The sequence below is a fragment of the Paraburkholderia sp. BL10I2N1 genome, from assembly GCF_004361815.1.
Lineage (GTDB): Bacteria > Pseudomonadota > Gammaproteobacteria > Burkholderiales > Burkholderiaceae > Paraburkholderia.
In genome coordinates, this window is record NZ_SNWA01000001.1 from 2,326,446 (window position 1) to 2,352,166 (window position 25,721).

General features: G+C 64.5%; 22 protein-coding genes. 15 read left to right on the forward strand and 7 right to left on the reverse strand.

Annotation, left to right across the window (positions count from 1 at the left end):
- The 14 genes from B0G77_RS10950 to B0G77_RS11015 all read left to right on the forward strand — a co-directional run bounded on the left by B0G77_RS10950 (position 1) and on the right by B0G77_RS11015 (position 14,831).
- Positions 1-252, forward strand: coding sequence for an acyl carrier protein (locus tag B0G77_RS10950; RefSeq protein WP_133662147.1), 252 nt, complete (start codon positions 1-3; stop codon positions 250-252).
- Entirely contained in the window at positions 252-884 is a 633-nt protein-coding gene (locus B0G77_RS10955; RefSeq protein WP_243750968.1) for a hypothetical protein, read from the forward strand. The genes B0G77_RS10950 and B0G77_RS10955 overlap by 1 nt, the downstream gene beginning before the upstream one ends.
- A complete protein-coding gene (locus B0G77_RS10960; protein ID WP_133662148.1) occupies positions 881-2,569 on the forward strand; it encodes an AMP-binding protein in 1,689 nt (562 codons plus the stop codon). Before B0G77_RS10955 ends, B0G77_RS10960 begins: the two co-directional genes overlap by 4 nt.
- Positions 2,566-4,332, forward strand: coding sequence for a glycosyltransferase family 2 protein (locus B0G77_RS10965; protein WP_133662149.1), 1,767 nt, complete (start codon positions 2,566-2,568; stop codon positions 4,330-4,332). Before B0G77_RS10960 ends, B0G77_RS10965 begins: the two co-directional genes overlap by 4 nt.
- Positions 4,319-5,914 carry an aromatic amino acid ammonia-lyase gene (locus tag B0G77_RS10970; RefSeq protein WP_133662150.1) on the forward strand — a complete coding sequence of 532 codons (1,596 nt, stop codon included), beginning with the start codon at positions 4,319-4,321 and terminating at the stop codon, positions 5,912-5,914. Before B0G77_RS10965 ends, B0G77_RS10970 begins: the two co-directional genes overlap by 14 nt.
- On the forward strand, positions 5,907-6,338 hold the full coding sequence (locus tag B0G77_RS10975) for a thioesterase family protein (protein WP_133662151.1): 432 nt from the start codon (positions 5,907-5,909) through the stop codon (positions 6,336-6,338). The genes B0G77_RS10970 and B0G77_RS10975 overlap by 8 nt, the downstream gene beginning before the upstream one ends.
- On the forward strand, positions 6,326-6,997 hold the full coding sequence (locus tag B0G77_RS10980; RefSeq protein ID WP_133662152.1) for an outer membrane lipoprotein carrier protein LolA: 672 nt from the start codon (positions 6,326-6,328) through the stop codon (positions 6,995-6,997). Before B0G77_RS10975 ends, B0G77_RS10980 begins: the two co-directional genes overlap by 13 nt.
- Positions 6,997-9,399, forward strand: a complete 2,403-nt coding sequence (locus B0G77_RS10985; RefSeq protein ID WP_133662153.1) for an MMPL family transporter — start codon at positions 6,997-6,999, stop codon at positions 9,397-9,399. Before B0G77_RS10980 ends, B0G77_RS10985 begins: the two co-directional genes overlap by 1 nt.
- Entirely contained in the window at positions 9,396-10,580 is a 1,185-nt protein-coding gene (locus B0G77_RS10990) for a beta-ketoacyl-[acyl-carrier-protein] synthase family protein (RefSeq protein ID WP_133662154.1), read from the forward strand. Before B0G77_RS10985 ends, B0G77_RS10990 begins: the two co-directional genes overlap by 4 nt.
- Positions 10,581-10,588: 8 nt before the next feature.
- Positions 10,589-11,089, forward strand: coding sequence for a hotdog family protein (locus tag B0G77_RS10995; RefSeq protein WP_133662155.1), 501 nt, complete (start codon positions 10,589-10,591; stop codon positions 11,087-11,089).
- Positions 11,086-11,811, forward strand: coding sequence for a 3-ketoacyl-ACP reductase FabG2 (locus B0G77_RS11000; RefSeq protein ID WP_133662156.1), 726 nt, complete (start codon positions 11,086-11,088; stop codon positions 11,809-11,811). Before B0G77_RS10995 ends, B0G77_RS11000 begins: the two co-directional genes overlap by 4 nt.
- Positions 11,811-13,037, forward strand: a complete 1,227-nt coding sequence (locus B0G77_RS11005; RefSeq protein WP_133662157.1) for a beta-ketoacyl-ACP synthase — start codon at positions 11,811-11,813, stop codon at positions 13,035-13,037. Before B0G77_RS11000 ends, B0G77_RS11005 begins: the two co-directional genes overlap by 1 nt.
- 20 nt (positions 13,038-13,057) lie before the next feature.
- Positions 13,058-14,281 (forward strand): beta-ketoacyl synthase N-terminal-like domain-containing protein, encoded by a 1,224-nt coding sequence (locus B0G77_RS11010; RefSeq protein ID WP_208116459.1) that lies wholly within the window; start codon positions 13,058-13,060, stop codon positions 14,279-14,281.
- Between the two features lie 115 nt (positions 14,282-14,396).
- Entirely contained in the window at positions 14,397-14,831 is a 435-nt protein-coding gene (locus B0G77_RS11015; RefSeq protein WP_133662159.1) for an excinuclease ABC subunit A, read from the forward strand.
- Positions 14,832-14,935: 104 nt separating this feature from the next.
- On the opposite strand, the gene B0G77_RS11020 is transcribed toward B0G77_RS11015, so the two are convergent.
- Positions 14,936-15,661: a class I SAM-dependent methyltransferase gene (locus B0G77_RS11020; protein ID WP_133662160.1), complete on the reverse strand. Its 726-nt coding sequence runs from the start codon at positions 15,659-15,661 to the stop codon at positions 14,936-14,938.
- Between the two features lie 130 nt (positions 15,662-15,791).
- Between B0G77_RS11020 and B0G77_RS11025 the strand changes: the two genes are divergently transcribed.
- Positions 15,792-17,039, forward strand: coding sequence for an NAD(P)/FAD-dependent oxidoreductase (locus B0G77_RS11025; protein WP_133662161.1), 1,248 nt, complete (start codon positions 15,792-15,794; stop codon positions 17,037-17,039).
- A 136-nt stretch (positions 17,040-17,175) separates the two neighbouring features.
- Here the strand turns inward: B0G77_RS11025 and guaD are convergent, their stop codons facing one another.
- The 6 genes from guaD to B0G77_RS11055 all read right to left on the reverse strand — a co-directional run bounded on the left by guaD (position 17,176) and on the right by B0G77_RS11055 (position 25,644).
- The gene (gene guaD, locus B0G77_RS11030; RefSeq protein WP_133662162.1) at positions 17,176-18,507 is read right to left on the reverse strand and encodes a guanine deaminase; all 1,332 of its coding nucleotides are present in this window, start codon (positions 18,505-18,507) and stop codon (positions 17,176-17,178) included.
- Positions 18,508-18,580: 73 nt separating this feature from the next.
- On the reverse strand, positions 18,581-19,630 hold the full coding sequence (locus B0G77_RS11035) for an adenosine deaminase (RefSeq protein WP_133662163.1): 1,050 nt from the start codon (positions 19,628-19,630) through the stop codon (positions 18,581-18,583).
- Between the two features lie 68 nt (positions 19,631-19,698).
- On the reverse strand, positions 19,699-20,706 hold the full coding sequence (xdhC, locus tag B0G77_RS11040) for a xanthine dehydrogenase accessory protein XdhC (RefSeq protein ID WP_133662164.1): 1,008 nt from the start codon (positions 20,704-20,706) through the stop codon (positions 19,699-19,701).
- Between the two features lie 97 nt (positions 20,707-20,803).
- On the reverse strand, positions 20,804-23,221 hold the full coding sequence (xdhB, locus tag B0G77_RS11045; protein WP_133662165.1) for a xanthine dehydrogenase molybdopterin binding subunit: 2,418 nt from the start codon (positions 23,219-23,221) through the stop codon (positions 20,804-20,806).
- Entirely contained in the window at positions 23,218-24,768 is a 1,551-nt protein-coding gene (gene xdhA, locus B0G77_RS11050) for a xanthine dehydrogenase small subunit (RefSeq protein ID WP_208116416.1), read from the reverse strand. The genes xdhB and xdhA overlap by 4 nt, the downstream gene beginning before the upstream one ends.
- 369 nt (positions 24,769-25,137) lie before the next feature.
- Complete coding sequence (locus B0G77_RS11055) at positions 25,138-25,644, reverse strand: disulfide bond formation protein B (protein WP_133662167.1); 507 nt, start codon at positions 25,642-25,644, stop codon at positions 25,138-25,140.
- Positions 25,645-25,721: the final 77 nt, after the last annotated feature.

Sequence of the window (25,721 nt, forward strand, 5' to 3'; positions counted from 1 at the left end):
GTGACCGACGCAGAGATCCTTGAGCGCATCCGCGCCATCTTCAAAGAGAACTTCGCGATAGAGCCTGAGCGTGTGACGCCAGAGGCTCATCTGTTCGAAGACCTCGATCTGGACAGTATCGATGCCGTCGACCTCGCGATCAAGCTGCAGGAAATGACCGGTCGTCGCATCAAGCCGGAAGAATTCAGGTCGGTGCGCACGGTGGGCGACGTGATCGGCGCAGTCGAGTCGCTGCTCGCGGCGCAGGGCTGATGCAACCGGCTCAGTCGGGTGCGCAGGGGCCAGCCGCCGGCAGGATGGCGCGCGTCGTCATGCAGGTGCTGTTGAAGCTGGCCTATCCGGCGTTGATCCTGAGTGCATGGAAGTGGGATACGCCGCGCTATATCGGGCTGATGCTGCTGGCCATTCTCTGGCTGCAGCGTTTCGCCGGCACAGGCAGCTTCGCGTCCTCGCTGCGTCGTTTGACGGCTGTCGACTGGTGGGTCGCCGGCTTGCTGAGCTGCGCGTCGGCCGCGATCGTGTTGACCAACAGCGAGATGTTGCTGCGTATCTATCCTTCGCTCGTGAATCTCGGTTTGTTGATCGCGTTCGGCGCAACGCTCGTGCGCGGCCCGACGATGATCGAGAAATTCGCCCGCATCCGCACGCCTGATCTCAGCGCGTCCGCAGTGCTGTATACGCGTCGCGTCACGCAGATCTGGTGTGCGTTCTTCGCGGTGAACGGCGCGTTTTCGGCTTACACGGCGTTCTACTGGACACGCGATGCGTGGTCTCTCTATAACGGCGCGATTGCCTATGGGCTGGTCGGCGTGCTGCTGGTCGGAGAAATCGCGTGGCGCTATCTGGTGCTGATGCCGCGTGCCGCGCGCTCGGAGGCTGCATGATCGCGCTGCATGACCTGCTGTGCGCCGTGCGGCCCGATGCGACGCCGGTTTGCCGCGATGGCGACAGGTTGCTGGATTTCGCCGCGTTCCGCGCGCGCGTGCGGGCGATTGCCGCGATGCTGCGCGTGCAGCCCGCGGCGAGACGTTATGCGCTGTGTGTCGATGATCCGTTCGACTTCGCGTCGGCGCTCTTTGCGCTCTTTGCATGCGGCAAGGAGCCGGTCATTCCCGCGAACGCGACGCCCGGCTATCTGGCCGACCTGTCCGGCGCATTCGATGCAGTGCTGACGGATGCCGATCTGCAGGATCCCGGCACGCCCGCGCTGCCGGACGAACACAGCAGCACGTCGATCGATCCGGATGCGCCACTCACGCTGTTCACGTCGGGCAGCAGCGGCACACCGAAGCCGATCCACAAAACACTCGCCCAGTTCAACGCCGAGGTGCACACGCTCGAAGGGCAATGGGGCGCGCTCGTCGCCGACGCGACGATGCTCGCGAGCGTGCCGCATCACCACATCTACGGGCTGCTGTTTCGGGTGCTGTGGCCGCTTGCTGCAGGGCGCGCCTTCGATCGCACGATCACCACCGAACCGTTGCATCTCCAGGAACGGATCGACAGGTGCGGCGCGACGGTTGTCGTGTCGACACCTGCGCAACTTTCGCGCTGGCCTGCGTTGTCCGGATTCGCGACGCTGTCGCCGGTGCCGCGCGCGTTCTTTTCGTCGGGCGGTCCGCTTGCCGCTGAAGCCGCTTTTGAATACGCCAACGCGTTCGGCGCAGCTCCGTTCGAGATCTACGGCAGCACCGAGACGGGCGGCATCGCCTGGCGCCGGCAAAACGAATCGGCTGCCTGGCAGCCCGTGACCGGGATCGAAGTGCGTCGCGAAGAAGACGGCGCGCTCAATGTGCGTTCACCGCATCTGGGTCACGACGGCTGGCATCGTACCGACGACGCAATTTCCTTCGACGACGACGGCCGCTTCCGCCTGGCGGGCCGCCTCGATCGCGTGATCAAGCTCGATGGCAAGCGCGTGTCGCTGCCCGAACTCGAAGTACGGCTCGCGCTGCACCCCTACGTCGCCCAGGCCGCCGTGGTGCCGCTTGAAGGCGCGACGCGCGAGCGCGTCGGCGCACTTGTCGCGCTCACCGACGCAGGCAGCGACGCGCTGCGAGGCGAAGGGCGGCTGGCGCTCGCGAAAACGTTGCGCCGTCATCTTGCGGCCTATTTCGACGTCGTCGTGCTGCCGCGCCACTGGCGCTTCCGGATCGCGTTGCCGTTCGATGAGCGCGGCAAGCTGCCGGTCGCCGCGGTTGCCGCTGCGTTCGGCGCGCGCGAGGACGGCGTCGAAGTACTCGCCGAAGCACGCAGCGGTGACACGGTGCGCTATGAGCTGCGCGTGCCGCCGACGCTCGTCCACTTCGCCGGCCACTTTCCCGGTCTGCCGATCCTGCCGGGTGTCGTGCAGGTCGACTGGGCGGCGCGCCTTGCTTGCGCGCATGTTGCCGGCGTACGGGCGATCGCGTCGGTCGACCGGCTGAAGTTCATGGCGCCGGTGTTGCCGGGCGCGATACTGGACCTGACGCTCGCGCATGATGCGTCGCGGCGTCGCGTGCAGTTCAACTTTCGGCATGAGGGGCGCGACTGCTCGTCCGGCGTGATCGTGTATCGGGAGCGCGCATGAACTTCGCCCCCTGTATCGTCATCCCGATCTACAACCACAAGGACGCGATCGCCTCGACCGTTGCGAATCTCGTGGTGCACGGTTTGCCGCTCTTCATCGTCGACGACGGTAGCGACGAGGCGACGCAGCAGGTGCTCGCCGCGCTGGCCGAACGTTACGCAGGGCAGCTCACGTTGCTGCGCCTGCCCGTCAACGGCGGCAAGGGCGCGGCGGTGATGGCCGGCCTGCGCGCAGCGCGCGCGGCCGGCTACACGCATGCGCTGCAGATCGACGCCGATGGCCAGCACGATGCCGCCGATGTTCCGCGCTTCCTCGATGCCGCGCGCGCCGAGCCTGGCGCGGTGATTCTGGGGCGGCCGGTCTATGACGACAGCGTGCCGAAGTCGCGCCTCTATGGCCGCTACCTGACGCATGTGTGGGTGTGGATCGAAACGCTGTCGTTCGATATCCGCGACTCGATGTGCGGCTTCCGGATGTATCCGCTCGACGTCGCCTGCGCGCTGATCGACAGTGTCCAGTTGCCGACGCGCATGGACTTCGACATTGAGATCCTCGTACGCCTGCACTGGCGGCGCATCGTGTTCCGCGCGATTCGAACGCGCGTGACTTATGCGACCGACGGCGTCTCGCACTTCGACGTGCTGTGGGACAACGTGCGTATCAGCCGCAGTCATATACGGCTTGTGACCGGCATGGTCCTGAGGCTTCCGCTACTGCTCGCGCACAAGCTGATGCCGCGTCGCGCGCCGCGGCCATCGCAGGAACGCGACGGCCCGCGCCCATGGTGGGGCATCGCGGAACGCGGCAGCGCGCTCGGCATGACGCTGCTGGCACTCAGCTGCCGATTGTTCGGCATGCGCTTCACCGAGCTTTGGCTGCATCCGGTCGTTGCCTATTTTCTGCTGACGGGGCGCGCTGCACGCGATGCGTCGCGCGACTACTTCACGCACCTTCAGCAGGTGTCTTTGCCCGGCGCGAAGACGCCGCGTCCTGGCTGGCTTTCCGCGTACCGCCAGATGCTCGCCTTCGCGCAGTCCGGTCTCGACAAACTCGCTGCATGGTCGGGCCATGTCAACACGGCCAACGTGCGGTTCGACGACCCGAAGCCGTTCGAAGCGCTGATTGCGAGTGGCCGCGGGGCGCTGGTGATCGGTGCGCACCTCGGCAACCTGGAAATGACGCGCGCGCTCGCGGCGCGCGGCGCGCACGCGAAAGTGACGGCCATCGTCTACACGGAGCATGCGCGCCGTTTCAACCGTGTGCTGGCGTCGGCGAGCAGCGAGTTTGCGCAGCGCCTCGTCGAGGTCAGCGACTTCGGTCCCGAGACCGCGATGATGATGCAGGAGCGCGTCGATGCGGGCGAGCTGCTCGTGATCGTCGGCGACCGCGTGCCGGCCAACGAATCCGGCCGCACGACGGAAGCGCGGTTTCTAGGCGAGATCGCGCCGTTCGCGCAGGGCCCGTACGTGCTCGCGCATGCGCTGGGTTGCCCCGTATATCTGTTTTTCTGCATCAAGGAACATCCGGGATACCGGCTCTATTTCGAACCGTTCGCCCAGCGCATCGACCTGCCGCGCCGCGAACGCGCACAGCATCTGGCTTCGTGGGCGCAACGCTATGCGGCGCGTCTTGAATATTTCTGCTGCAAGGCTCCTTTTCAATGGTTCAATTTTTTCGATTTCTGGGCGCGCTCCCCACGGGAGCGACCCGCAAGGGCACTTCCTGCGGAATCCGCCAACGGAGGCGCGAATGGCCGAACATGATCTGATCCGCGACGACGCGGTCGCGGCGATCGGGGCCGACGCCATCGTGATCGGCGGCCGGCGGCTGACGATCGAAGAGGTGGTCGCGATCGCGCAGCGTCGGGTGCCGGTAGTGTTGAGCGGCGATCCTGCATGGCGCTCGCGCATCGAACGCGGCGCGGAATTTCTGCGTAGGCATCTCGCCTCGGGCGAGACCGTGTATGGCGTCAACACCGGTTATGGCGATGCGTGTGTCGTCGACGTGCCGATGGATCTCGTCGAAGCGCTGCCGCTGCAGCTCACGCGCTATCACGGCTGCGGCATGGGGCAACATCTCGACGACGCGCAGACGCTCGCCGTCATCGCCGCGCGGCTCAATTCGCTGGCGTATGGTTTCTCGGGTGTACGCCCTGTGTTGCTCGAGCGTCTGACGGACCTGATCAACCATCGCGTGTTACCGCGCATTCCGTCGGAAGGATCGGTGGGCGCGAGCGGTGACCTCACGCCGCTGTCGTACGTTGCCGCGGCGCTCGTCGGCGAACGTGACGTGCTGTTCGACGGCCAGTTTCGCGATGCATCCGGCGTCTGGGCACAACTCGGACGCGCACCGCTGACGCTCGCACCGAAGGAAGGCCTCGCGCTGATGAACGGCACCGCGGTGATGACGGGTCTCGCGTGCCTTGCCTACGCGCGCGCCGATCACCTGAGCCGGCTGGCCGCACGCCTGACGGCGCTGTCGACGGTGGCACTCGACGGCCGCGCCGCGCATTTCGACCCGATGCTATTCGAAGTGAAACCGCACGCAGGCCAGGCCGAGGCAGCCGCGTGGATACGTGAAGATCTCGCTGACCGCGCCGATACGCCGGGCCATCGGTTGCAGGATCGCTACTCGATCCGCTGTGCGCCCCATGTGATCGGAGTCGCGCGCGATGCGCTGTCATGGGTGCGTCGCGATGTCGAGAACGAACTGAACAGTGCCAACGACAACCCGCTGATCGATCCGGACGGCGAACGCGTGCTGCACGGTGGCAATTTCTATGGCGGCCACATTGCGTTCGCGATGGATTCGCTCAAGGTCGCCGTCGCGAATCTGGCCGATCTGATGGACCGCCAGCTGGCGCTTCTCGTCGACGACAAGTTCAATAACGGCCTGCCGCGCAACCTGTCGGGCGCATCGGCCGCGCGCGCACCGATCAACCATGGCTTCAAGGCCGTGCAGATCTCATCGTCCGCATGGACCGCCGAAGCGCTCAAACTGACGATGCCTGCCAGTGTGTTTTCCCGTTCGACGGAGGCGCATAACCAGGACAAGGTGAGCATGGGCACGATCGCTGCCCGCGATTGCCTGCGCGTGCTGGAACTCACCGAACAGGTCGCGGCGGCCCACACGCTCGCGACCGTGCAGGCCGTGCAGCTGCGCCTGCGGATCAACGAGGCGACGCCCGTGCCCGTGCCATTGCGCGCGTTTGCCGATCGCGTGACAGCGGCTTCGCCGTTCGTCGACGAAGACCGCGCGCTGGAGGGTGACCTGCGCGCGTTGACGGCGTGCATCGCCGCTTGCGCGTTGATCGACGGCTATCGCGGAGACGTGGGGCATGACTGAATCCGCGAAAGTGCTGACGGCGAGCACGACGGTCGAAGTGCCGTTTCATGACGTGGACGCCATGAACGTCTGCTGGCACGGGCACTATCTGAAGTACTTCGAGATCGGCCGCGCGGCGCTGCTGCGCGTGTTCGACTACGATTATCACGAGATGCGGCAGTCCGGCTATCTGTGGCCGATCGTCGAGGCGCATCTCAAGTACGTGCGGCCGGCGACCTACGGCCAGAAAATCGACGTGTGCGCGACCTTGCTCGAGTATGAGAACCGGCTGAAGATTGGCTATGAGATCGTCGATTGCACGTCGGGCACGCGTTTGACGAAGGGTTACACGATCCAGGTGGCGGTCGATGCCGCGACGCAGGAACTGCAGTTCGTCTCGCCTCCGGTGGTCTTCGAGAAACTGGAGCGCGCATGGTCACGCTGAAACTTCGCGCGTGCATCTGTGCGGCGCTGATCGCGGGTGCGTTGCCTTCGGTGGGCGCTTTCGCTGCTTCCGTCGCGCCACAATCCGCATCGGCGAGCGACACGCAACTGGTGCAGCAGATCACAGGCAAGCTCGCTCAGGCGAAGGGCGTGCGCGCGCAGTTCACGCAGACGCAGACACTCTCGGCGATGAACAGGCCGCTCGTCAGCACGGGTTCGCTGGTGTTTTTCCGTGAGCGCGGAGTCCTCTGGCAGATCGACACGCCGTACAAGGCAATCTACGTCATCACCGACGCGGGCGTGGCCGAAGTCAACGCAGCGGGTCAGCGCGTGAACACGAACGCGCCGCAGCAGGGCGCACGCGGCGTCGCGCAGGTCTCGAAGATGATGCGCGCGATGCTCGGCGGCGATCTGTCGGCGCTGTATTCGCAATTCGACGTCAAGGCCGCAGGCACGCCCGGGCAATGGCGCATGCAATTGACGCCGAACCAGCCGCAGCTCGCCCAGGCAATCAAGGGTCTGCAGATGGAGGGCGGCGATTATCTGAAGACGCTGCGCATCACGCTCGCCAACGGCGACGTGACCCAGATCGAGTTCGCCAATAGCCGCGCGGTCGATGAACTGCAGCAGTCCGAACGCACGCTGCTGGGAGCGAAGTGATGTACGCATTGCAACGGCAGGCAACCAGACATGCGTGGGGCATGCGCGCCGCGTGGCTGCTGCTGGCCGTCGTGGCGACGCTGTACTGCGTGTGGCGTTTCAGTGCCTCGTCGCCGTTGCAGACCAATCTGCTGGCTCTGCTGCCGGCCACCGAAGCCGACCCTGTCGCTGAACAGGCCGTCGATACGCTCGCTACCGCGCTCGGCGATCGCACGGTGTTGCTCGTCACCGCCAACGATGCGGCGCACGCGAAGGCGGCCGCGAAAACGTTTGGCGCGACGCTCTCGAAGAGCGGCGCATTCGGCTCGGTCATCGCGGAAGTGCCGCCGTTCGACCCGACGCAGATCACGCGGCTGTACCTGCCGTACCGCTTCAATCTGCTTGCGCCGGCCGATCGCGCGGCGCTTGCCGACGGTTCGGCCGCGCTGCACGATGCGCTTGCGCGGCGTCTGTACAGCCCGCTGCAGGGCGGCCTTTCGGCGCCGGTTGCCGACGATCCGTTTGGCTGGCTCGAACACTGGCTGACGACCCTGCCGCTTGCGACATCGAATCTGGAAATCGAGGACAACCTGCTGGTCGTGCATCGCGGCGCTGCGACGAGCGTCCTGATCGTCGCGACGCTGCCGGGCTCGGCTTACGAATCGAAGACCCAGCATGCGGTGCTCGACGCGGTGGCAAGCGGTGAATCAGCGCTCAGACAGCAATATCCCGACGTGACGCTCGCACGCACCGGCGCGGTGTTCTACGCGGAATCGGCGCGTTCCGCGTCGGAGCGCGAGGTGCACCTGATCGGCGCGGTATCCGCATGCGGGATTGCGTTGCTGATGCTGTGGGTGTTCCGTTCGCCGCGTCTGTTGCTGCTTGGTTTTGTCTCGACGGCGCTCGGCGTCGTCTGTGCGCTCGCCGTGACGATGCTGGTATTCGGCAAGCTCCATCTTCTGACGCTTGTGTTCGGCGCGAGCCTGATCGGTGAGGCGGTCGACTACTCGATCCAGTACTTCGTCGTCTATCTCGGCGCGCGAGACGACTGGGAATCGAGGCGCGGTGCCCGCGAGGTCCGGCCTGCGCTGACGGTCGCGCTCGTGACGAGCCTGCTCGGCTACGCGATCCTCGCCTGGGTGCCGTTTCCGGCGCTCAAGCAGATTGCGTGCTTCGCGATAGCAGGCATCTGCACGGCGTTCGCCTCGGTGCTGTGGTTGCTTCCCGCGCTGCTGGTGCGCCCGCCGAAGCGCCGTCCGCGGCGGCTTTTCGTTGCCTCGGCGAAGTTGCTGGCGCGCTGGCATGCGGCGATTGGCGGCCGCCGCGCGTGGGGCGTGGCAGCGTTGGCGCTGATTGTCGCGGTGCCTGGCTGGCTGCGCCTCACCAGCGATGACGACATCCATCTGCTGATCCAGCGCGATCCGGTGCTTGTCGCGCAGGAGCAGAAGGTGCGCGACGCGATCGGCGTCGACAACAGCGCGCAGTTCTTCGTCGTGCGCGGCGAGACGCCCGAGATCGTGCTGCAGCGCGCGGAAGCACTTGGCACCCGGCTCGATGCGCTGCCCATCAACATGAGAGTGGATGGCTGGCAGTCGGTGACTTCCTTTGTGCCTTCCGCGAAACGCCAGCAGGAAGACCGGACGCTGATCGCGCAACACGTATTCAACGATCCCGCGGCCTTGCGCGCGATGCTGACCGACGCTGGTTTTCGTGACGACGTTGTCGATACGTGGCTGAAAACCTACGCGCAGTCGGAGCATTCGGTTTTGAGCGTCGACCGCTGGCTTGCTGCGCCCTGGTCGCAGCCGTACCGGCATCTCTGGCTGGGCGCGGTCGATGCTCCGTCGCACGGCTATGCGGCGGTCGTGATTCCGCAGCGAGTCACGCCTGAAAATCAGCCGACGCTCGTGGCGACCGCGCAGACGCTGGAGGGCGTTACTTTCGTCGACAAGGCGGCGAGCGTGTCGAAGCTGTTCGGCGCGTATCGCGTCGACAGCGGGTTGTGGCTCGCGGGCGCACTGGCGCTCGTGCTGGCGCTCCTGATGCTGCGCTACCGGCCCCGTGGTGGCCTTGCGTTGACACTGCCGGTGCTGCTGGCGGTCGGCGTGACGCTCGCGGTGTTCGGCTATGCCCGCGTGCCGCTCAATCTCTTCAACTGGCTCGCGCTGATGCTGGTGCTTGGCGTAGGCGCAAACTATGCGGTATTCCTGCGCGAAGGCTGCATGCGCGCGCCGCAGGAACTCGGCGCAGTGTGGACCGGCGTGCTGCTGTCCGCGGCCACGACCTTGCTGTCGTTCGGCTCGCTCGGCATGAGTGAGATGCCCGCGCTGAAGAGCTTCGGCGCCACGCTCGCGCTCGGCATTGCCGTGTCGGTGCTGCTGGCACCGATCGGCATGCCATCGGATGAAAGGAGGGTCGCATGAACGCGCCACGAGTCTATTTGCACGCGCTCGGCATGATCAACGCGCTCGGCGCCGATGTCGAATCGATCCTGCCGGCGCTCGCGGCGACGCGGTCGCCCGGGATGGGCGTGGTCCAGATGCGCGCCGGCGATGCGTTTGTGGGTCGCGTGACGGCGTCGCTGGATGTCGCGCCGCATGCGTCGCTGGCACGCTATGACTGCCGCAATAACCGCCTGTTGCTGGCCGCACTTGCACAGATCTCGCCCCACATCGAAGCGGCGCGTGCGCGCTACGGCGCGCACCGGATCGGCGTGGTGCTGGGCACCAGCACCTCGGGGATCGAGGCGGCCGAAACCGCGTTTATCCACCAGGCGCAAGCGGGCCAGCTGCCCGAGAGCTTCAATTACCGGCAGATGGAAATCGGCACCGCCGCACCGTTCGCGGCCGCCGCGCTCGACCTTCACGGTCCGGCATTCACCATTTCGACAGCATGCACATCGAGCGCGAAGGCGTTTGTTTCGGCGCGCCGTCTGCTGCAGTTGCAACTGTGCGATGCGGTGATCATCGGCGGCGTCGATTCGCTGTGCGAGCTGACGGTGCAGGGCTTCGCGTCGCTCGAGTCGACCAGCAGCACACGCACGAACCCGATGAGCCGCAATCGCTGCGGGATCAACGTCGGGGAAGGCGCTGCCGTGTTCCTGATGAGCCGTGAAGAAGGACCGGTGGTGCTCGCAGGCGTGGGTGAATCGAGCGACGCGCACCATATTTCGGCGCCGGACCCACAAGGCGTCGGGGGTGAAATCGCGTTGCGCGCGGCGCTTGCCGAAGCGGGCCTCGCGCCCTCGGCGATCGGCTATGTGAATCTGCACGCGACCGCCACGCGCAAGAACGATGAAATGGAAGCTCGCCTGATGGCGCGCGTATTCGCGGATGGCGTCGCCACGAGCGGCACGAAGCCGCTGACCGGTCACCAGCTTGGCGCGGCCGGCGCAACTGAACTCGGCTTCGCATGGCTCGCGCTCGCCCGCGATGACGTCGCGTTGCCACGTCATCTGTGGGACGGCGAAGCGGATCGCGAACTGCCGGCACTCGACCTCGTCGAGAGCGAACGCTACCTGTCTCGCGCGTCTGGCCCGCAGCATGTAATGAGCAATTCGTTTGCATTCGGCGGCAGCAATGTCAGCCTGATCCTTGGACGATGACGGAAGCGATGACAGAAGTAACCGACAACCGTGTCACCGGCGCGACCGGCACGGCCTTTCCGCCGATCGACGCAATCCTGCCGCATCGCGGCACGATGCTGCTGATCGATGCCGTGCTGACGTGCGCGGACCAAAGGCTCACCGCTGAAGCCCACGTGCAGAGCGACGCGTGGTACGCCGATGCCGACGGCGCGATGCCCGCCTGGATTGGCATCGAACTGATGGCGCAGACGATCGCCGCGCACATCAGCCTGCTCGCGATGCGTGCAGGCGGCAGGGCGCGGCATGGTGTGCTGCTCGGCACGCGCAGCTATGCGGCGCTGCTGCCGGCATTTCCCGCCCGCGCGCGCCTCGTCGTCGAAGCGACGGAACTGCTGCGCGGCGAAGAAGGGCACAGCGCGTACGAATGCGCCATCGACCACGACGGCGTGCGTTGCGCCGAGGCCGTCATCAAGGTCTTCCAGCCGACCGATTTTCAGACATTCATCGAGGGGAGCTTCAGCTCATGAGCCGGCGTGTTCTCGTAACCGGTGCAAGCCGCGGCATTGGCCGTGCGATTGCCTATCAACTGGCTGCCGATGGCTTCATCGTCTCCGTGCATTGCCGCACGGGCCGCAGCGAAGCGCAGGCCGTCACCGCCGGCATCGCCGCCCAGGGCGGCACGGCGCGTGTGCTGCAGTTCGATGTGCGCGACCGCGCGACCTGCCGCGAAGTGCTCGAAGCGGATGTCGCCGCGCATGGGCCTTACTACGGCATCGTCTGCAGCGCAGGGGTCACACGCGATGCCGCCTTTCCCGCTCTGACCGAAGAAGACTGGGACGTCGTGATCGAAACCGGTCTCGACTCCTTCTACAACGTCGTGCATCCACTGACGATGCCGATGGTGCGCGCACGCAAAGGCGGCCGGATCGTCACGATCGCGTCCGTTTCGGGCGTGATGGGCAACCGTGGCCAGGTCAACTACAGCGCGGCGAAAGCAGGTCTGATCGGCGCGACCAAGGCGCTCGCCGTCGAACTTGCGACGCGCAACATCACGGTCAACTGCGTCGCGCCTGGGTTGATCGAGACCGGCATGCTTGACGAAGTGCCCCTCGAACACGCGCTCAAGACCGTGCCGATGAACCGCGTCGGCCAGCCGGTCGAAGTGGCATCGGTGGTGAGTTTCCTGATGTCGGATGCGGCGTCGTATGTGACGCGGCAGGTGATCGGCGTCAATGGCGGGATGGTGTGATGAAGCGCGTCGTCATCACCGGCATGGGCGGCGTCACGGCGTTCGGCAGCGACTGGAGCGACATCGAGGCCAGGCTGAAGAGCGGCCGCAACGCCGTGCGGCGCATGCCCGAATGGGATTACTTCACGTCCCTGCATACGCGGCTTGCGTGTCCGTTGCCGGAATTCACGCTGCCCGCGCACTATCCGCGCAAGAAGACGCGCTCGATGGGACCCGTCTCGATGTACTCGGTGCGCGCGAGCGAATTCGCGCTGGCCGATGCCGGCCTGCTCGACGATGCCTCCATCAGCGATGGCCGCATGGGCGTCGCATACGGATCGTCGTCGGGATCCGTGCAGCCGATCCGCGCCTTTGGAAGCATGCTCGAAACCGGCTCGATGAGTGAGGTGACGTCGAACAGCTACGTGCAGATGATGCCGCACACCGCCGCGGTCAACGTCAGTCTCTTCTGGGATCTGAAAGGCCGCATCGTGCCGACGTCGTGTGCGTGCGCGTCCGGCAGCCAGGCAATCGGCTACGCGTACGAGACGATCGCGACCGGCAGGCAGACGCTGATGCTCGCGGGCGGCGCGGAGGAACTGTCGGGGCCGGCGGTGGCCGTATTCGACACGCTCTATGCGACCAGCACGCGCAACGACGCACCGCATCTGACGCCGCGTCCGTTCGACGTTGCGCGTGACGGGCTCGTGGTGGGCGAAGGCGCGGCGACGCTGGTGCTGGAAGACTACGACCACGCGATTGCGCGTGGCGCGAAGATTCACGCGGAGATCGTCGGGTTCGGCTGCAATTCGGATGGCGCGCACATGACGCAGCCGACCGCTGCAACGATGGCGCATGCGATGCAGCTTGCCTTGCGCGATGCGCAACTCTCACCCGAAGCGATCGCGTACGTGAATGCACACGGCACGTCGACCGATCGCGGCGATGTCGCTGAAAGCCAGGCGACCGCACAGACTTTCGGCGCACGGATGCCGATCAGTTCGCTGAAGAGTTACGTCGGCCACACGCTCGGCGCGTGTGGCGCGCTCGAAGCATGGTGGACCATCGAGATGATGAAGCGCAACTGGTATGCACCCACGCTCAACCTGACCGAGGTCGATCCCGCCTGCGCAACCCTCGACTACATCATGGGCGAAGGCCGCGTGATCGACGCGGAATACGTGATGAGCAATAACTTCGCGTTCGGCGGAATCAACACATCGCTGATTTTCAGGCGCGCACCGTGAGTGAGTTGAAGGGGCGCGGCATGTCACGTGTGGTCGTCACCGGGATGGGCATCGTGTCGTGCCTGGGCAACTCGCTCGACGACGTGTCGGCCGCGCTACGTGCGGGGCGCGGCGGCATCACGCGGATCGATGCGTGGCGTGAGCGCGGTTTCGAAACCCAGGTAGCGGGGGTTGCATCGGTGGCCGGCGAGACGCACTTCGACCGAAAGCTCGAGCGTTTCATGGGCGATACGGCGCGTTTCGCGGCACATGCGGCCCGCAAGGCGCTCGACGACGCCGCGCTCGATCCGGCCGCGCTTCGCTCGCCGCGCGCAGGCGCGGTGATCGGCTCGGGCGTCGGCACGATGTCGGCCTATGATGCAGCGATGGCGATCGCCAATGCACGCGGTGTCGAGAAAACCCCGCCGTACACGGTGCCGCAGGCAATGAGCAGCACCGCTTCGGCGAACGTCGCCCAGGTGTTCGGGGTGGAGGGCGTGACGTATTCGCCTTCGTCCGCGTGCACGACTTCATCGCTGGCGATCGGGCAGGCGATGCAGCTGATCCAGACCGGCCGCCAGGACATCGTACTGGCCGGCGGCAGCGAAGCGCTGCACGACAACATGACGCTGATGTTCGATGCGATGGGCGCGTTGTCGCGGCGCTTCAACGACACGCCTTCGCGCGCGTCGCGCCCCTACGACGTCGCGCGCGACGGCTTCGTGATCGCTTCGGGGGCTGGCGTGCTGGTGCTGGAGTCGCTCGCGCACGCGCTGGCGCGCGGTGCGCGCATATACGCGGAACTGACCGGCTTCGGCCATTGCACCGACGGCGCCGGCATGGTGACGCCGCACGCAGAGGGCATTGCGCGCGCGATACGCGGTGCGCTCGAAGAAGCAGGTACGCAGCCGGACTACATCAACACCCATGCGCCGTCGACGCCACGCGGCGATGCAGAAGAATTGCTCGCGCTGCAGACGGTCTTCGGCGAACAGTTGCCGGCGTTTTCGTCGACGAAAGGATTGACCGGGCATCCTCTTGGCGCGTGCGGCGCACACGAAGCGATCTATGCGTTGCTGATGATGCGCGACGGGTTCATCGCAGGCGCGACGGGAATCGAGACGGACGATCCCGATCTGGGCATTGAGCGTATGCCGCTCGTGAGGGCGTCGCGGGATGCGACGATCGAAGCGGCGATGTCGGTTTCATTCGGGTTTGGCGGCAGTTGCTCCAGCCTGATGTTTAGCGCCTGGAAGGGCGTTTGAAGTACAGAAGAAGACCGTAACCATAACGAGGGAAATAATAATGAAGTTTGGCCACACACTCGGCGCGCTGGCTGTCGCCGTACTCGAAGCAAAATAATCAATACGAGGAGAGACCATGAAACGCCAACTGATGCTTGCGACCCTGTTCGCCACACTTGCTACCTCGCACGCCTTTGCGCGCGATACCGTGCATGACTATCCGGTCGACGAAGCGCTGCAGAGTGAGCCGGGCAAGGTAAGCGACGATATTCCGTTATATTTCGCCGGTCAGCGTCATCCGGCTGTCGTGAAATCGCAGGGCGAATTCGCGACAAACAAGAAGACCAACGCGTTCGGCAAGAGCGATGAGGTAGCCTGCAAGCACGTGTTCCTGTCGGCCGTAATCGAGTTGCAGGAGCGCGCACGCAAGGAAGGCGGCAATGCCGTCATCAACATCAAGAGCAACTACCGGAACGAACTGCGCGAGAGCGCAACCCAGTACACGTGCGGCGCCGGTGCCGTCATCGCCGGCGTGGCGCTGATTGGCGATGTGGTTACGCTGAAGAAGTAACGACCTGCGGCAACCTGGGCGGCGACACACCGGGAGTCGGTGTTGCCGCCTCAGCGGTTTTATTGGCGCGTTGCGTCAGGTAACCCGGGACGTTTCAGGCCGCCTCAGGTCGATCGGATCGCGGCGACATTGACGAGCGTTTCGCGACGCTTGCCAGGTTGCGGACGATGCAGGCCGAGCCGTTCGAAAAGGCCGAAATCCTTCGCCCGGCTCCACCAGAGATAAGGCAGGGAAATGTTCCGCGAAGAGAACGTAAAGCCCGCATGACGGATCATGTCGAGGTAACCATCGGCGCTTTTCTGCACATGCATCGGATGGCGGAACAGCAGGCGGATGACCCACGACTTGATGTACGCATCGGTCGATTCGGCGAACAGCAGCACGCCGCCCGGTTTCAGCACACGGCGGAATTCCGCGAGTGCGCGTTCCTGTTCGACGAGGTGATGGAACGTTTGGTGACAGAACACGATGTCCGCGCTGGCGTCGGCGAGCGGCAACTGCGCGCAGTCGGCATGCATGACTTCGATAGTGGTCTGCGGCGGGCAGGCGCGGCCCGCATGTTCTGCAAGCGCCAGCGACGGCTTGTGAAAGTCGATGCCGACGATGCGCTCGGGCTTGAATGCTTCGGCCAGAAGGCGAAACGAGATACCCTGGCCGCAGCCGACGTCCACGATGACGGGTGCGACGGGCAGTGGTGCGTCGATCAGTCGTTTGAGGTCGTTGATTGCGACGCGCAGGACGTGGTGTTCCCAGGTACGGGTACGCAGAAACCAGATGCCGAAGGCCGTTTCCGGCACGAAAGGCACGTGGGATGTTTCTGATGGCGACATGTGATCTCCTCGCCGGGATAGTGTTGTTGATTATTGATCCGCGCGCCATTGTAATGGCAAGCGGATGTATCGTGGGCGAAGAGATAGAGCGCAGGAAGCTGTCGAGTGAAGGCAACTAGAAGAGGGTGTGTTGAATACGATATCAGGCTCATCAGATAACGACGTCGATGTGGCTATCATTGGCGCGGGACCATCGGGTGCTGTTGCGGCGGCGTTACTCAGGCAAGCGGGGCGTTCGGTGCTGGTGCTCGAGCGCCAGCATTTTCCGCGTTTCTCCATTGGCGAGAGCTTGCTGCCGCAAAGCATGGCTTACCTCGAAGAGGCGGGCATGTTGCAGGCTGTGGTTGAAGCGGGCTTTCAGCACAAGAATGGAGCGCACTTCATTCACAGGGAGCGCTCATCCGCATTCGATTTCCGCGACAAGCATTCCGCCGGGTGGGGCACGACCTATCAGGTAGACCGCGCGACCTTCGATGACCTGCTGATTCGCTGTGCCGCGCAGCAGGGCGCCGATGTACGCTTTGGCCACTCTGTGCGTGCGATGCAGGCGGGCGATGCACCGGTGCTCGATGTCGAAGATGAGGCGGGCCACGTCTATCAGGTGCGTGCGCGGTTCGTGCTGGACGCGAGCGGATTTGGGCGCGTGCTGCCACGGCTGCTGAATCTCGAAGCGCCGACGCGGATGCCCACACGGGCCGCGATTTTTACGCACGTGTGCGATGGGATTCCCTTTGGCGCGATTGACCGCAACAAGATCGTGGTTGCTGTTCATCCCGAGCGGCGGGACGTCTGGTACTGGATGATTCCGCTAGCGGGAGGGCGATCTTCAGTGGGATGCGTGGCTGAGGCGAGCTTTCTTGATTGCCCCGATGAAGAGCGCGACGCGCGGTTGCGGGAGTTGATCCTGGAGGAGCCTACGCTGGGGGCTTTGATCGGCACTGCGCCGTTCTTGATGCCTGTGCGGCATATCGGTGGTTATGCGGCCAATGTGGCGCAGCTGCATGGACCTGGATATGCGTTGCTTGGCAATGCCGGGGAGTTTCTTGATCCTGTTTTTTCTTCCGGTGTGACTATTGCGATGCGGTCTGCGCATCTTGCCGTGCAGACTTTGTTGCGGCAGTTTGCGGGTGGTTCTGTTGACTGGCGGGTTGATTATGATTTGCCGCTGCGTAAAGGGATCGATACGTTTCGGGCTTTTGTCGAGCGGTGGTACACCGGCGAATTGCAGGAGATCATTTTTTATCCAGAGCAGACGGCTTCTATTCGGCGCATGATCAGCGCTGTGCTTGCTGGGTATGCCTGGGATGAGAGTAATCCTTATGTTGCTGATCCACAGCGGCGGTTGAATGCTTTGTATCAGGTTTGTGTGCAAGGGTGACGGGTGAGTTTGCTTCTGTTTTCGCGGTTCCTTGTTTTGTTAGTGGTTTATTGGCGTTGCCCCTGTGCGGGGCGACGCTAATAAACCAGAAGCAAATCAAGAAAAGGCAACTACAAAATCAAACAGAAGAAAAAACTCAAACAGCAGCAATACGAACAACCTGCTCCTTAACGACATCCCTCTGATGCACCCGCTTGCCAGCGGCATAAGTCTCGAACACAGTCCGATCATCCCCAAGCAACGCAAACGAAAACAACAGCTCCTCGAGCGACTCACATCGCGCATTCCGCCTTGCAAGCAAAGGCGTCGCCGCCGGATCGAGCACGACAAAATCCGCCTCCGCGCCGGCGCGAAGCGTCCCAACCTTGTCGGCAAGATCAAGCGCCTCCGCCGCGCCGGCGGTCGCAAGCCAGAACATGCGCGTCGCCGTCAGATGATGCCCATTGAGCCGGGCAACCTTATGCGCTTCGTTCATCGTCTGCAGCATCGAGAACGACGTGCCGCCACCGACGTCGGTAGCCAGCGCAACCGGCATTCCCGCTTCACCGGCCTTGTCGAAATCGAACAGCCCGCTGCCAAGAAACAGATTCGACGTCGGGCAATGCGACGCAACCGCGCCAGTCTGCGCCATCCGCCTGCGGTCCTCGTCGTCGAGATAGATGCAGTGCCCGTACACCGCGCGACGACGCAGCAAGCCGTAGTGATCGTAAATGTCGAGATAACTGCGATGCCCTGGGAACAGATCCGCGACCCATTTCACTTCGTCGGTGTTCTCGGCGACGTGGCTCTGGACAAACACATCCTGATGCTCGCGCGCGAGGACACCGCACGCTTCCAGCTGCGCTTCGGTCGAAGTGGGCGCAAAGCGCGGCGTCAACGCGTACATCTGCCGGCCGCGGTTGTGCCAGCGGTCAATCAGCTCCCTGCTGTCGTCGTATCCCGACTGCGCGGTGTCGCGCAGGAACTCAGGACAGTTGCGGTCCATCAACACCTTGCCCGCCACCATCCGCAGATTGCGCAGTTCGCTTTCGGCAAACAGCGCATCCGCCGACTGTTTGTGCACCGTGCAGTAGACCAGCGCGGTCGTCGTGCCGCACGCGAGCAGCTCGTCGACGAAGAACATCGCCGTGTCCCGCGCATAGGCCATGTCCTCGAACCGACGCTCGGTTGGGAACGTATAGGTGTCCAGCCACGGCAGAAGCCCGGGCGCCGGCGACGCAATCATGTCCGTCTGCGGATAGTGGATGTGCGTGTCGATAAAGCCCGGCACGATCAGCTTGCCGCGCATCTCTGTTACCTGCGTGTCCGGCGCGAGCTGCTTCGACAGGGCCGCATACGCGCCGCTCGCGACTACGTGTCCGTCCTCGACGATCAGCAGGCCGTCTTCGTTGAAGACCGCTGCGTTGGACGATTGCGCGGGATCGCCATTGAAGGTCAGCAGTTGTGCGCGGTAAGCCGTCTGATTCATGAGAAACACTGTCTCCGTAATAGCCTGGGATCGAGAGGCCGGCTGGCCTCCCCGTCACCTTCGATGCCTGCTGTCAGGCAGGCAATGCAGCACCGGCGGCATGCCAGTGCGCGTCGAGTCTTGCGATGAGCGCATCGCGCTCCGCCTGCGTGACGAACGACGCCTCGAAGCTGTTGCGCAAAATGGTGTAGACCTCCGCGTCGGTCAGCTTCAGCGCGTCGATGGTTGCCAGATAGTTCGCGTTGACGTAGCCGCCGAAATACGCCGGGTCGTCCGAATTCACCGTGACGGCCACGCCGTGGTCGAGCAGGTCCTTCAGCGTGTGCTTCGTCAGATCGTCGAACACGCATAGCTTGAGGTTCGACAGCGGGCACACGGTCAGCGCGACGCGCGTATCGGCGAGTCGCGTCACAAGTGCGGGATCTTCGATGCTGCGTACGCCGTGATCGACCCGGTCGACCTTCAGCAGATCGAGCGCTTCGTAGATGTACGACGGCGGTCCTTCCTCGCCGGCATGGGCGACGAGCTTCAGCCCCTTCGCACGCGCCCTGGCGAATACACGTTCGAACTTCGACGGCGGGTGGCCGCGCTCAGACGAATCCAGACCGACACCAATCAGGCGATGGCTGTACTGATCGAAAAGCGGCAACGCGGCGTCGAACGTCGCGAGCGCATCTTCTTCTGACAGGTGGCGCAGGAAGCACAGAATCAGCTTGCTCGTCAGGCCACGTTTTTCCGCGTCCGCCAGTGCGCGTTCGATCCCGGCGACCGCCGTCGCGATCGAAACACCACGCTCGGTATGGGTCTGCGGATCGAAGAAGATCTCGGTGTGCACGACGTTATCGGCAAGCGCGCGTTCGGCGTACGCCATCGTCATGTCGTAGAAATCGTGCTCGGTCAGGAGCACGCTTGCGCCCGCGTAGTAGATGTCGAGGAACGATTGCAGATCGGTAAAGGCGTAGGCGGCCCGCAGCGCGTCGATCGAGTCGTACGCGAGCGTCACGCCGTTGCGCTCCGCGAGCTTGAAGATCAGCTCGGGTTCGAGCGAGCCTTCGATGTGGATATGCAGTTCTGCCTTCGGTGCGCCTGCCACCTTGCTGGCGAGAGAGGAAGTAGTCGTCATGGCTGGTATTTTGCTGGTTATGGTTTGAGGGAGCGAGTCTCGCTCCGGAGGTTCGAGGTGCTGCCGCGCTATGCAAGCTGCGCTGCATGGGCGTTGGCTTCGACAGCCTGCAGCAGTTGCGCGGCCGCCGAGATCGCGATGATCTCGGGCGACTTGTCGACGATGCCCTCGACGCCGAGCGGGCACCTCATCCGCGCGATCTGCGCCGGATCGATGCCGCGTGCGGCGAGCCGGTGCTCGAACTGCTTGCGCTTCGTGTGCGAGCCGATCATGCCGAAGAACGCATAGTCGCCGCGCCGCAGGATGCGTTCCGCGAGTGCGAGATCGACCCGGTGATCGTGCGTCATCACGATGAAATACGTGTTCGGCGCAGCCTGATCGACGGCTTCGTCAGGAGCGTCGTTGGCGTCGATCGTGAGGTTCGGCGCAGCGAGCGTGGCGGGTGGAGGAAACTGCGCGTCACGTTCGTCGACCCAGCGTACGTGGCACGGCAAGGTGGCCAGTACCCGCACGAGCGCGGCACCGACATGGCCTGCGCCGAACAGCACGACGGCGAAGTCGCGCGGCGCGATGGTCTCGGTGAGGAGTGCGCTGCTTTCGTCGAAACCGGCGCCATCCCATAGCAGGCAGTCGGCGCTTTCGACGCCGGGCTCCGGGTCGGACAGCATCACGGCATCCGGGGCGGGCCCGAATGATACGCTACGGACCGTCGAAAGACCGGCGGCATTGCGCTTCGCAAGCGACGTCACCCAGCCGAGATCGCCGACATCGAGCCGCTCGAACGCGAGCACGACTGCACCACCGCAGCACTGTCCAAGGCTTGGGCCCAGCGCGAACCGTTCGAGACGCCGCATACGCGGTGTGCGCATGCCGTCCCTCAGCACCTGACGCGCGCTTTCGATGGCTTTCCATTCGAGATGTCCGCCGCCGATGGTATGCCGCGCCGAGTCGCGCGTCACGATCATCTTGGTGCCGGCCTCGCGGGGCGCGGAGCCTTCGACGCGCGCGACCGTCACGAGCACCGCGGCGTCGCCGTGAACGAGCAGTTGTTGCAGATCGGGTAGCCAGGCTTGCATCCGGCGTTTCTCCATACAGGGCCTCACGGGATCGCCGTGCGGCTGGTTGATCGTGGCGGCCTGCGCGCTTCATGTGCGCGCAGGCCGCCTGTGTAATCTAGGCAGTCGTATCGGCGGCTGCGGGCGCGGGAGCGGTTCCCGCAGCCGCCTTTGCGTCCGTCGCAGCCTGCAGTGTCTCGAGCGCGTCGAGAATCGCCTCGGGTGTCGCCGGCGCGCGCAATGACGGTGCGCTCGGCGCATCGGGCACGGCGGCCGCGATCGCATCGCGCAGCGCCAGAAACACCGAGAACGGCAACAGCAATGGAGGCTCGCCGACAGCCTTCGAACGGAACACGGTTGGCTCGGCGTTTTCGTTGCGATACAACTGGACGTGGAACGCGGCCGGTGTGTCGCTGATCGCCGGAATCTTGTACGTCGATGGCGCATGCGTCATCAGACGGCCATCGCGATTCCACCAGAGTTCTTCGGTGGTGAGCCAGCCCATGCCCTGGATGAATCCTCCTTCCACCTGGCCGATATCGATGGCCGGATTGATCGACTGCCCGACATCGTGCAGGGCGTCGGCGCGTATGAGCTTCCATTCGCCTGTCAGTGTATCGATCACAACCTCCGACACCGCAGCGCCATAGGCGAAATAGTAGAACGGATGACCGGTCAGCGTCTTGGCGTCCCAGTGGACTTTGGGTGTCGTATAGAAACCGTCGGACCACAGTTGCACGCGGGCCAGATACGCGGCGCCCGTCAGCTGTTCAAACGGCATGGCCGCGCCGTTGACGCTCACCATGCCGTCAGCGAACTGCACGTCTTCGGCCGCGCCGCTGAGTTCTTTCGCAGCGAGTGCCGCGAGCCGCTCGCGTATCGTGCGCGCGGCCGCTTCGGCGGCCTTGCCGTTCAGGTCGCTGCCCGTCGACGCCGCCGTCGCCGATGTGTTCGCGACTTTCGACGTATCGGTCGCGGTCACGCGCACACGGGACAGCGCCACGCCGAATTCGCCGGCGACGACCTGGGCGACCTTCGTGTTGAGTCCCTGGCCCATCTCGGTGCCGCCGTGATTGACGAGGATCGAGCCATCCTTGTAGATGTGCACGAGCGCGCCCGCCTGATTCAGGAACGGCACGTTGAACGAGATGCCGAACTTCACAGGCGTCAAGGCTATCCCGCGCTTGAGCACCGGGCTTGCCGCGTTGAATGCGGCAAGGGCGGCACGCCGCGCACGATAGTCGCTGGTTGCGAGGAGTTTGTCGGTGAGCGGCGCGATGATGTTGTCCTCGACGCGTTGTCCATACGGTGTCACGTCGCGCTCACCGACGCCGTAGAAGTTGGCAAGTCGCACGTCGAGTGGATCGCATTTCAGCTGCCGCGCGATGCTGTCGAGCATCACCTCCATCACGAGCGCGCCCTGCGGGCCGCCGAAGCCGCGAAAGGCGGTGTTCGACTGCGTATTCGTCTTGCAGCACAGCGCGACGATGTCGACGTCGGACAGGTAATACGCATTGTCGAAGTGACATACGGCGCGTGTCGCTACGGCACCCGACAGGTCCGCCGAATAGCCGGCCCGCAACGCGATTTCGACGCGTGCGCCGAGAATCCGGCCGGTGTCGTCGAACCCGGCTTCGTATTCGTAGAAGGCGTCATGGCGCTTGCCGGTGATCATGAAGTCGTCGTCGCGGTCGGCGCGCAGTTTCACCGGACGCCGCAGCTTGTGCGCTGCGAGCGCCGCGACGCAGGCGAACAGCGCCGACTGCGATTCCTTGCCGCCGAACCCCCCGCCCATCCGCCGACATTCGCAGATCACGTTGTGCGTCGGCCAGCCGAGCATGTGCGCGACGACGTGCTGCATTTCGCTGGGATGTTGCGTCGAGCTGTAGACGAGCATGCCGTCCATCTCTTTCGGCAGCGCGTACGCGACCTGTCCTTCGAGATAGAACTGCTCCTGGCCACCGACCTCGAACGTGTCCTTGATCCGGTGCGGCGCTGAGGCGATCTTCTCGACAGGCGCGCCGCGCGTCAGATGCAGTGGCGGCAGTACGAACTGCTTTTTCGCTTTGGCTTCGGCCGGCGTAAGCACGACTTCGAGTGGCTCATAGCGAATCACATCGTCGCTCCTTGCGAGCGATGCGGCGCGGCGCGCGAGTTCATGGCTCTGTGCGATCACGGCGAACACCGGTTGGCCGAGATACAACACTTCGTCGGTGGCGAGGATCGGATCGTCGTGCAGCACCGGACCGCAATTGTTTTCGCCGGGGATGTCGGCGGCGGTCAGGACCGCGATCACGCCAGGGGCATTGCGCACAGCGTCGAGATCGAGCGAGACGATGCGCGCATGCGCATGGCGCGAAAGACCGAGCGCGGCGTGCAGCGTGTCCTGGAGTTCGGGGATATCGTCGGTGTAGGTGGCTTCGCCACTCACATGCAGCGCCGCCGATTCGTGCGGCAATGCCGCGCCGATCGCAGTCGCGGCCGTTGTGTTGCGACCGCTGGCCTCGACGATGAATGCATCGGTCTGCCTGTTCATGGCGACGGCTCCTGTGCGGTTGCGGCCTTAGCCTGGTCTGCTTCAAATGCGAAGGCATTCACGTCGCACAGAGCGAGCGGCGCAGTGTCGCGCGTTTCAAGATGGAAGCGCCACAGCAGATTGCGCGCGACCTTCAACCGGTATCCGCTCGATGCCCGCATATCGGTCAGCGGCTGATAGTCGGCGGCGAGTGCATCCATTGCGTGGCGCACGGTTGCTTCATTCCAGATCGCGCCGCTGAGGGCCGCTTCGGCGTGACCGGCCCGTTGCGGAATCGCCGCCATGCCGCCGAATGCGATACGTGCATCGATGATCGCGCCGCGATCATCGATGCGCAGCGCGAACGCCGCGCATACGGCCGAGATGTCCTGATCGTACCGCTTCGAGACCTTGTAGGTGCGAAAGCGCAGATCGCGCGCGGGGCGCGGCACGCGGATGGCCGCGACGAATTCGCCCACGTGCAGCGCGCTTTTCTGATATCCCAGATAGAACGCGTCGAGCGGCAGCGTGCGTGTTCGGTCTGCCTGCCGCAGGACGACCTCGGCGCCGAGCGCGATCAACGCAGGCATCGAGTCGCCGATCGGCGACCCGTTCGCGACGTTGCCGCCGAGTGTGCCGGCATTGCGGATCGGCAGCGAAGCGAAGCGGGTCCACAGTTCGGCGAGTTCGGGGTAGTCGACGGCGAGCGCCGCATAGGCATCTTCAAGCGATGCCGCCGCGCCGATCGTCAGCGTCTGCGCATCCCGTTCGATGGTTTTGAGTTCGGCGACGTTGCCGGTGTACAGGATGTCGCCGAGATCGCGAAACTGCTTCGTCACCCACAGGCCGACGTCGGTGCTGCCCGCGAGAATGCGCGCGTGCGGATGCAGCGCGCGCAACATGGCAAAAGTGTTGATGTCGACTGGCGCGTAAAACGTCGACGCGTCGAATTCAGCGCCGCGTGCATCGGGCGCGGTGTACTCGAACGTGTCATGACGCTGGATGGCCTGCAGCGTTTCGGCGATCTTCGCGCGGTCGAACGGCACGCGCGGATATTGCCGGTAGTCGAACATTTTCTGCGCGGCTTCGACGATCGGCCGGTAGCCAGTGCAGCGGCACAGGTTGCCGGACAGGGCGGTGTTGATTTCATCGCGTGTCGGCAGGCCGGCCGCGGCCGGCTGGTTCTCATAGAGCGCCCACATCGACATGACGAAACCAGGCGTACAGAACCCGCATTGCGAACCGTGGCAGTCGACCATCGCCTGCTGGACCGGATGTAGCGCGCCGTCCGTATCGCGCAGGTCTTCGACGGTGAAGAGCGCGCGGCCGTCGAGCGTCGGCAGGAACTGGATGCACGCGTTGACCGCTTTCAGCTGGAGCGCGCCGTGCGCGTCGCATTCGCCGACCACGACCGTGCATGCGCCGCAATCGCCTTCCGCGCAGCCTTCCTTAGTGCCTGTGCAATGGAGATCCTCACGCAGATGCTGGAGCACCGTGCGCGACGCAGGCACGTCGCGTATTTCACGGACGGACCCACGGTAATAGAAACGGATGGTTTGCGTTGTCATGGCCAATCCAGAAGACATTGCGGACCGGGCGCGCGTTACGCTTGGGGTCGCGCCGTAGCCGGCCTCGCGCACGTAGATCGCCATCCATGACCGAAGATAGCACTGACGGGCTCCGGAAAGTATTTCCCGGCGATGATGCGGGTTATCAGCACGCAATCATGACAATCGTACGATTCGCGTGCGGCGCGGAAGTTGCGCGCCGGGGGAGATGGCGCGGGAGTGAGGCGGGACGGGGCACACAGCCTGTGTGGCTGGACCCCGTACCGGACGCAGAGGCGGGAATCGCAGCGACCGGGTATGCACACCCCCGGCCAGGTGTTTACGCGCAGGCGGCCCGGAGCCAGGCCTGCCTGCGCGATGTCGTTGCGCTTATCCGCGTCGGCGGTTGCGCAGCAGGCTCAGCGCGAGCGGCACAAAGGCGACCACGAACGCGATCAGCGACCAGCCCGGCAGCGAGATGCCGAAGATCGGCGGGTAGGGCGTTTCGCACAGGCCCGCCACCTTGAATACGCTGGGCAGCCAGTGCGCGGGAGGCAGGTTGTCGACGACGGGCTGCAACGCGTCGAAGCCGCAGCTGAAGCCAGGGTGGGCCTGCACATAGACATGGCGCGCGGCGGTGACGATGCCGCCGAGTGCCGACAGCGCAGCGAGGAATTCCAGCAGGCGTACACCGCGCCAGCTTTGGAAGCGCGCGCCGAGGAATGCGAAGATGGCGATCAGCAGGAAGAAATAACGCTGGATGATGCACAGCGGACAGGGATCCTGGTGCTCGACGAATTGCAGATACAACGCGCCGGCGACCAGCGCTACGCAGATCAGGCCAAGCAGGACCAGCAGGGTGCGCTCACGACGCAGCACGGGGTCGTGGTTCTTCATCAGATGGGTCAGGGCCATATATTTAATTTAGGGCTGAATTAGCGTGGTGGTGAGCGCGATTCTAGCGCGAACCCCGG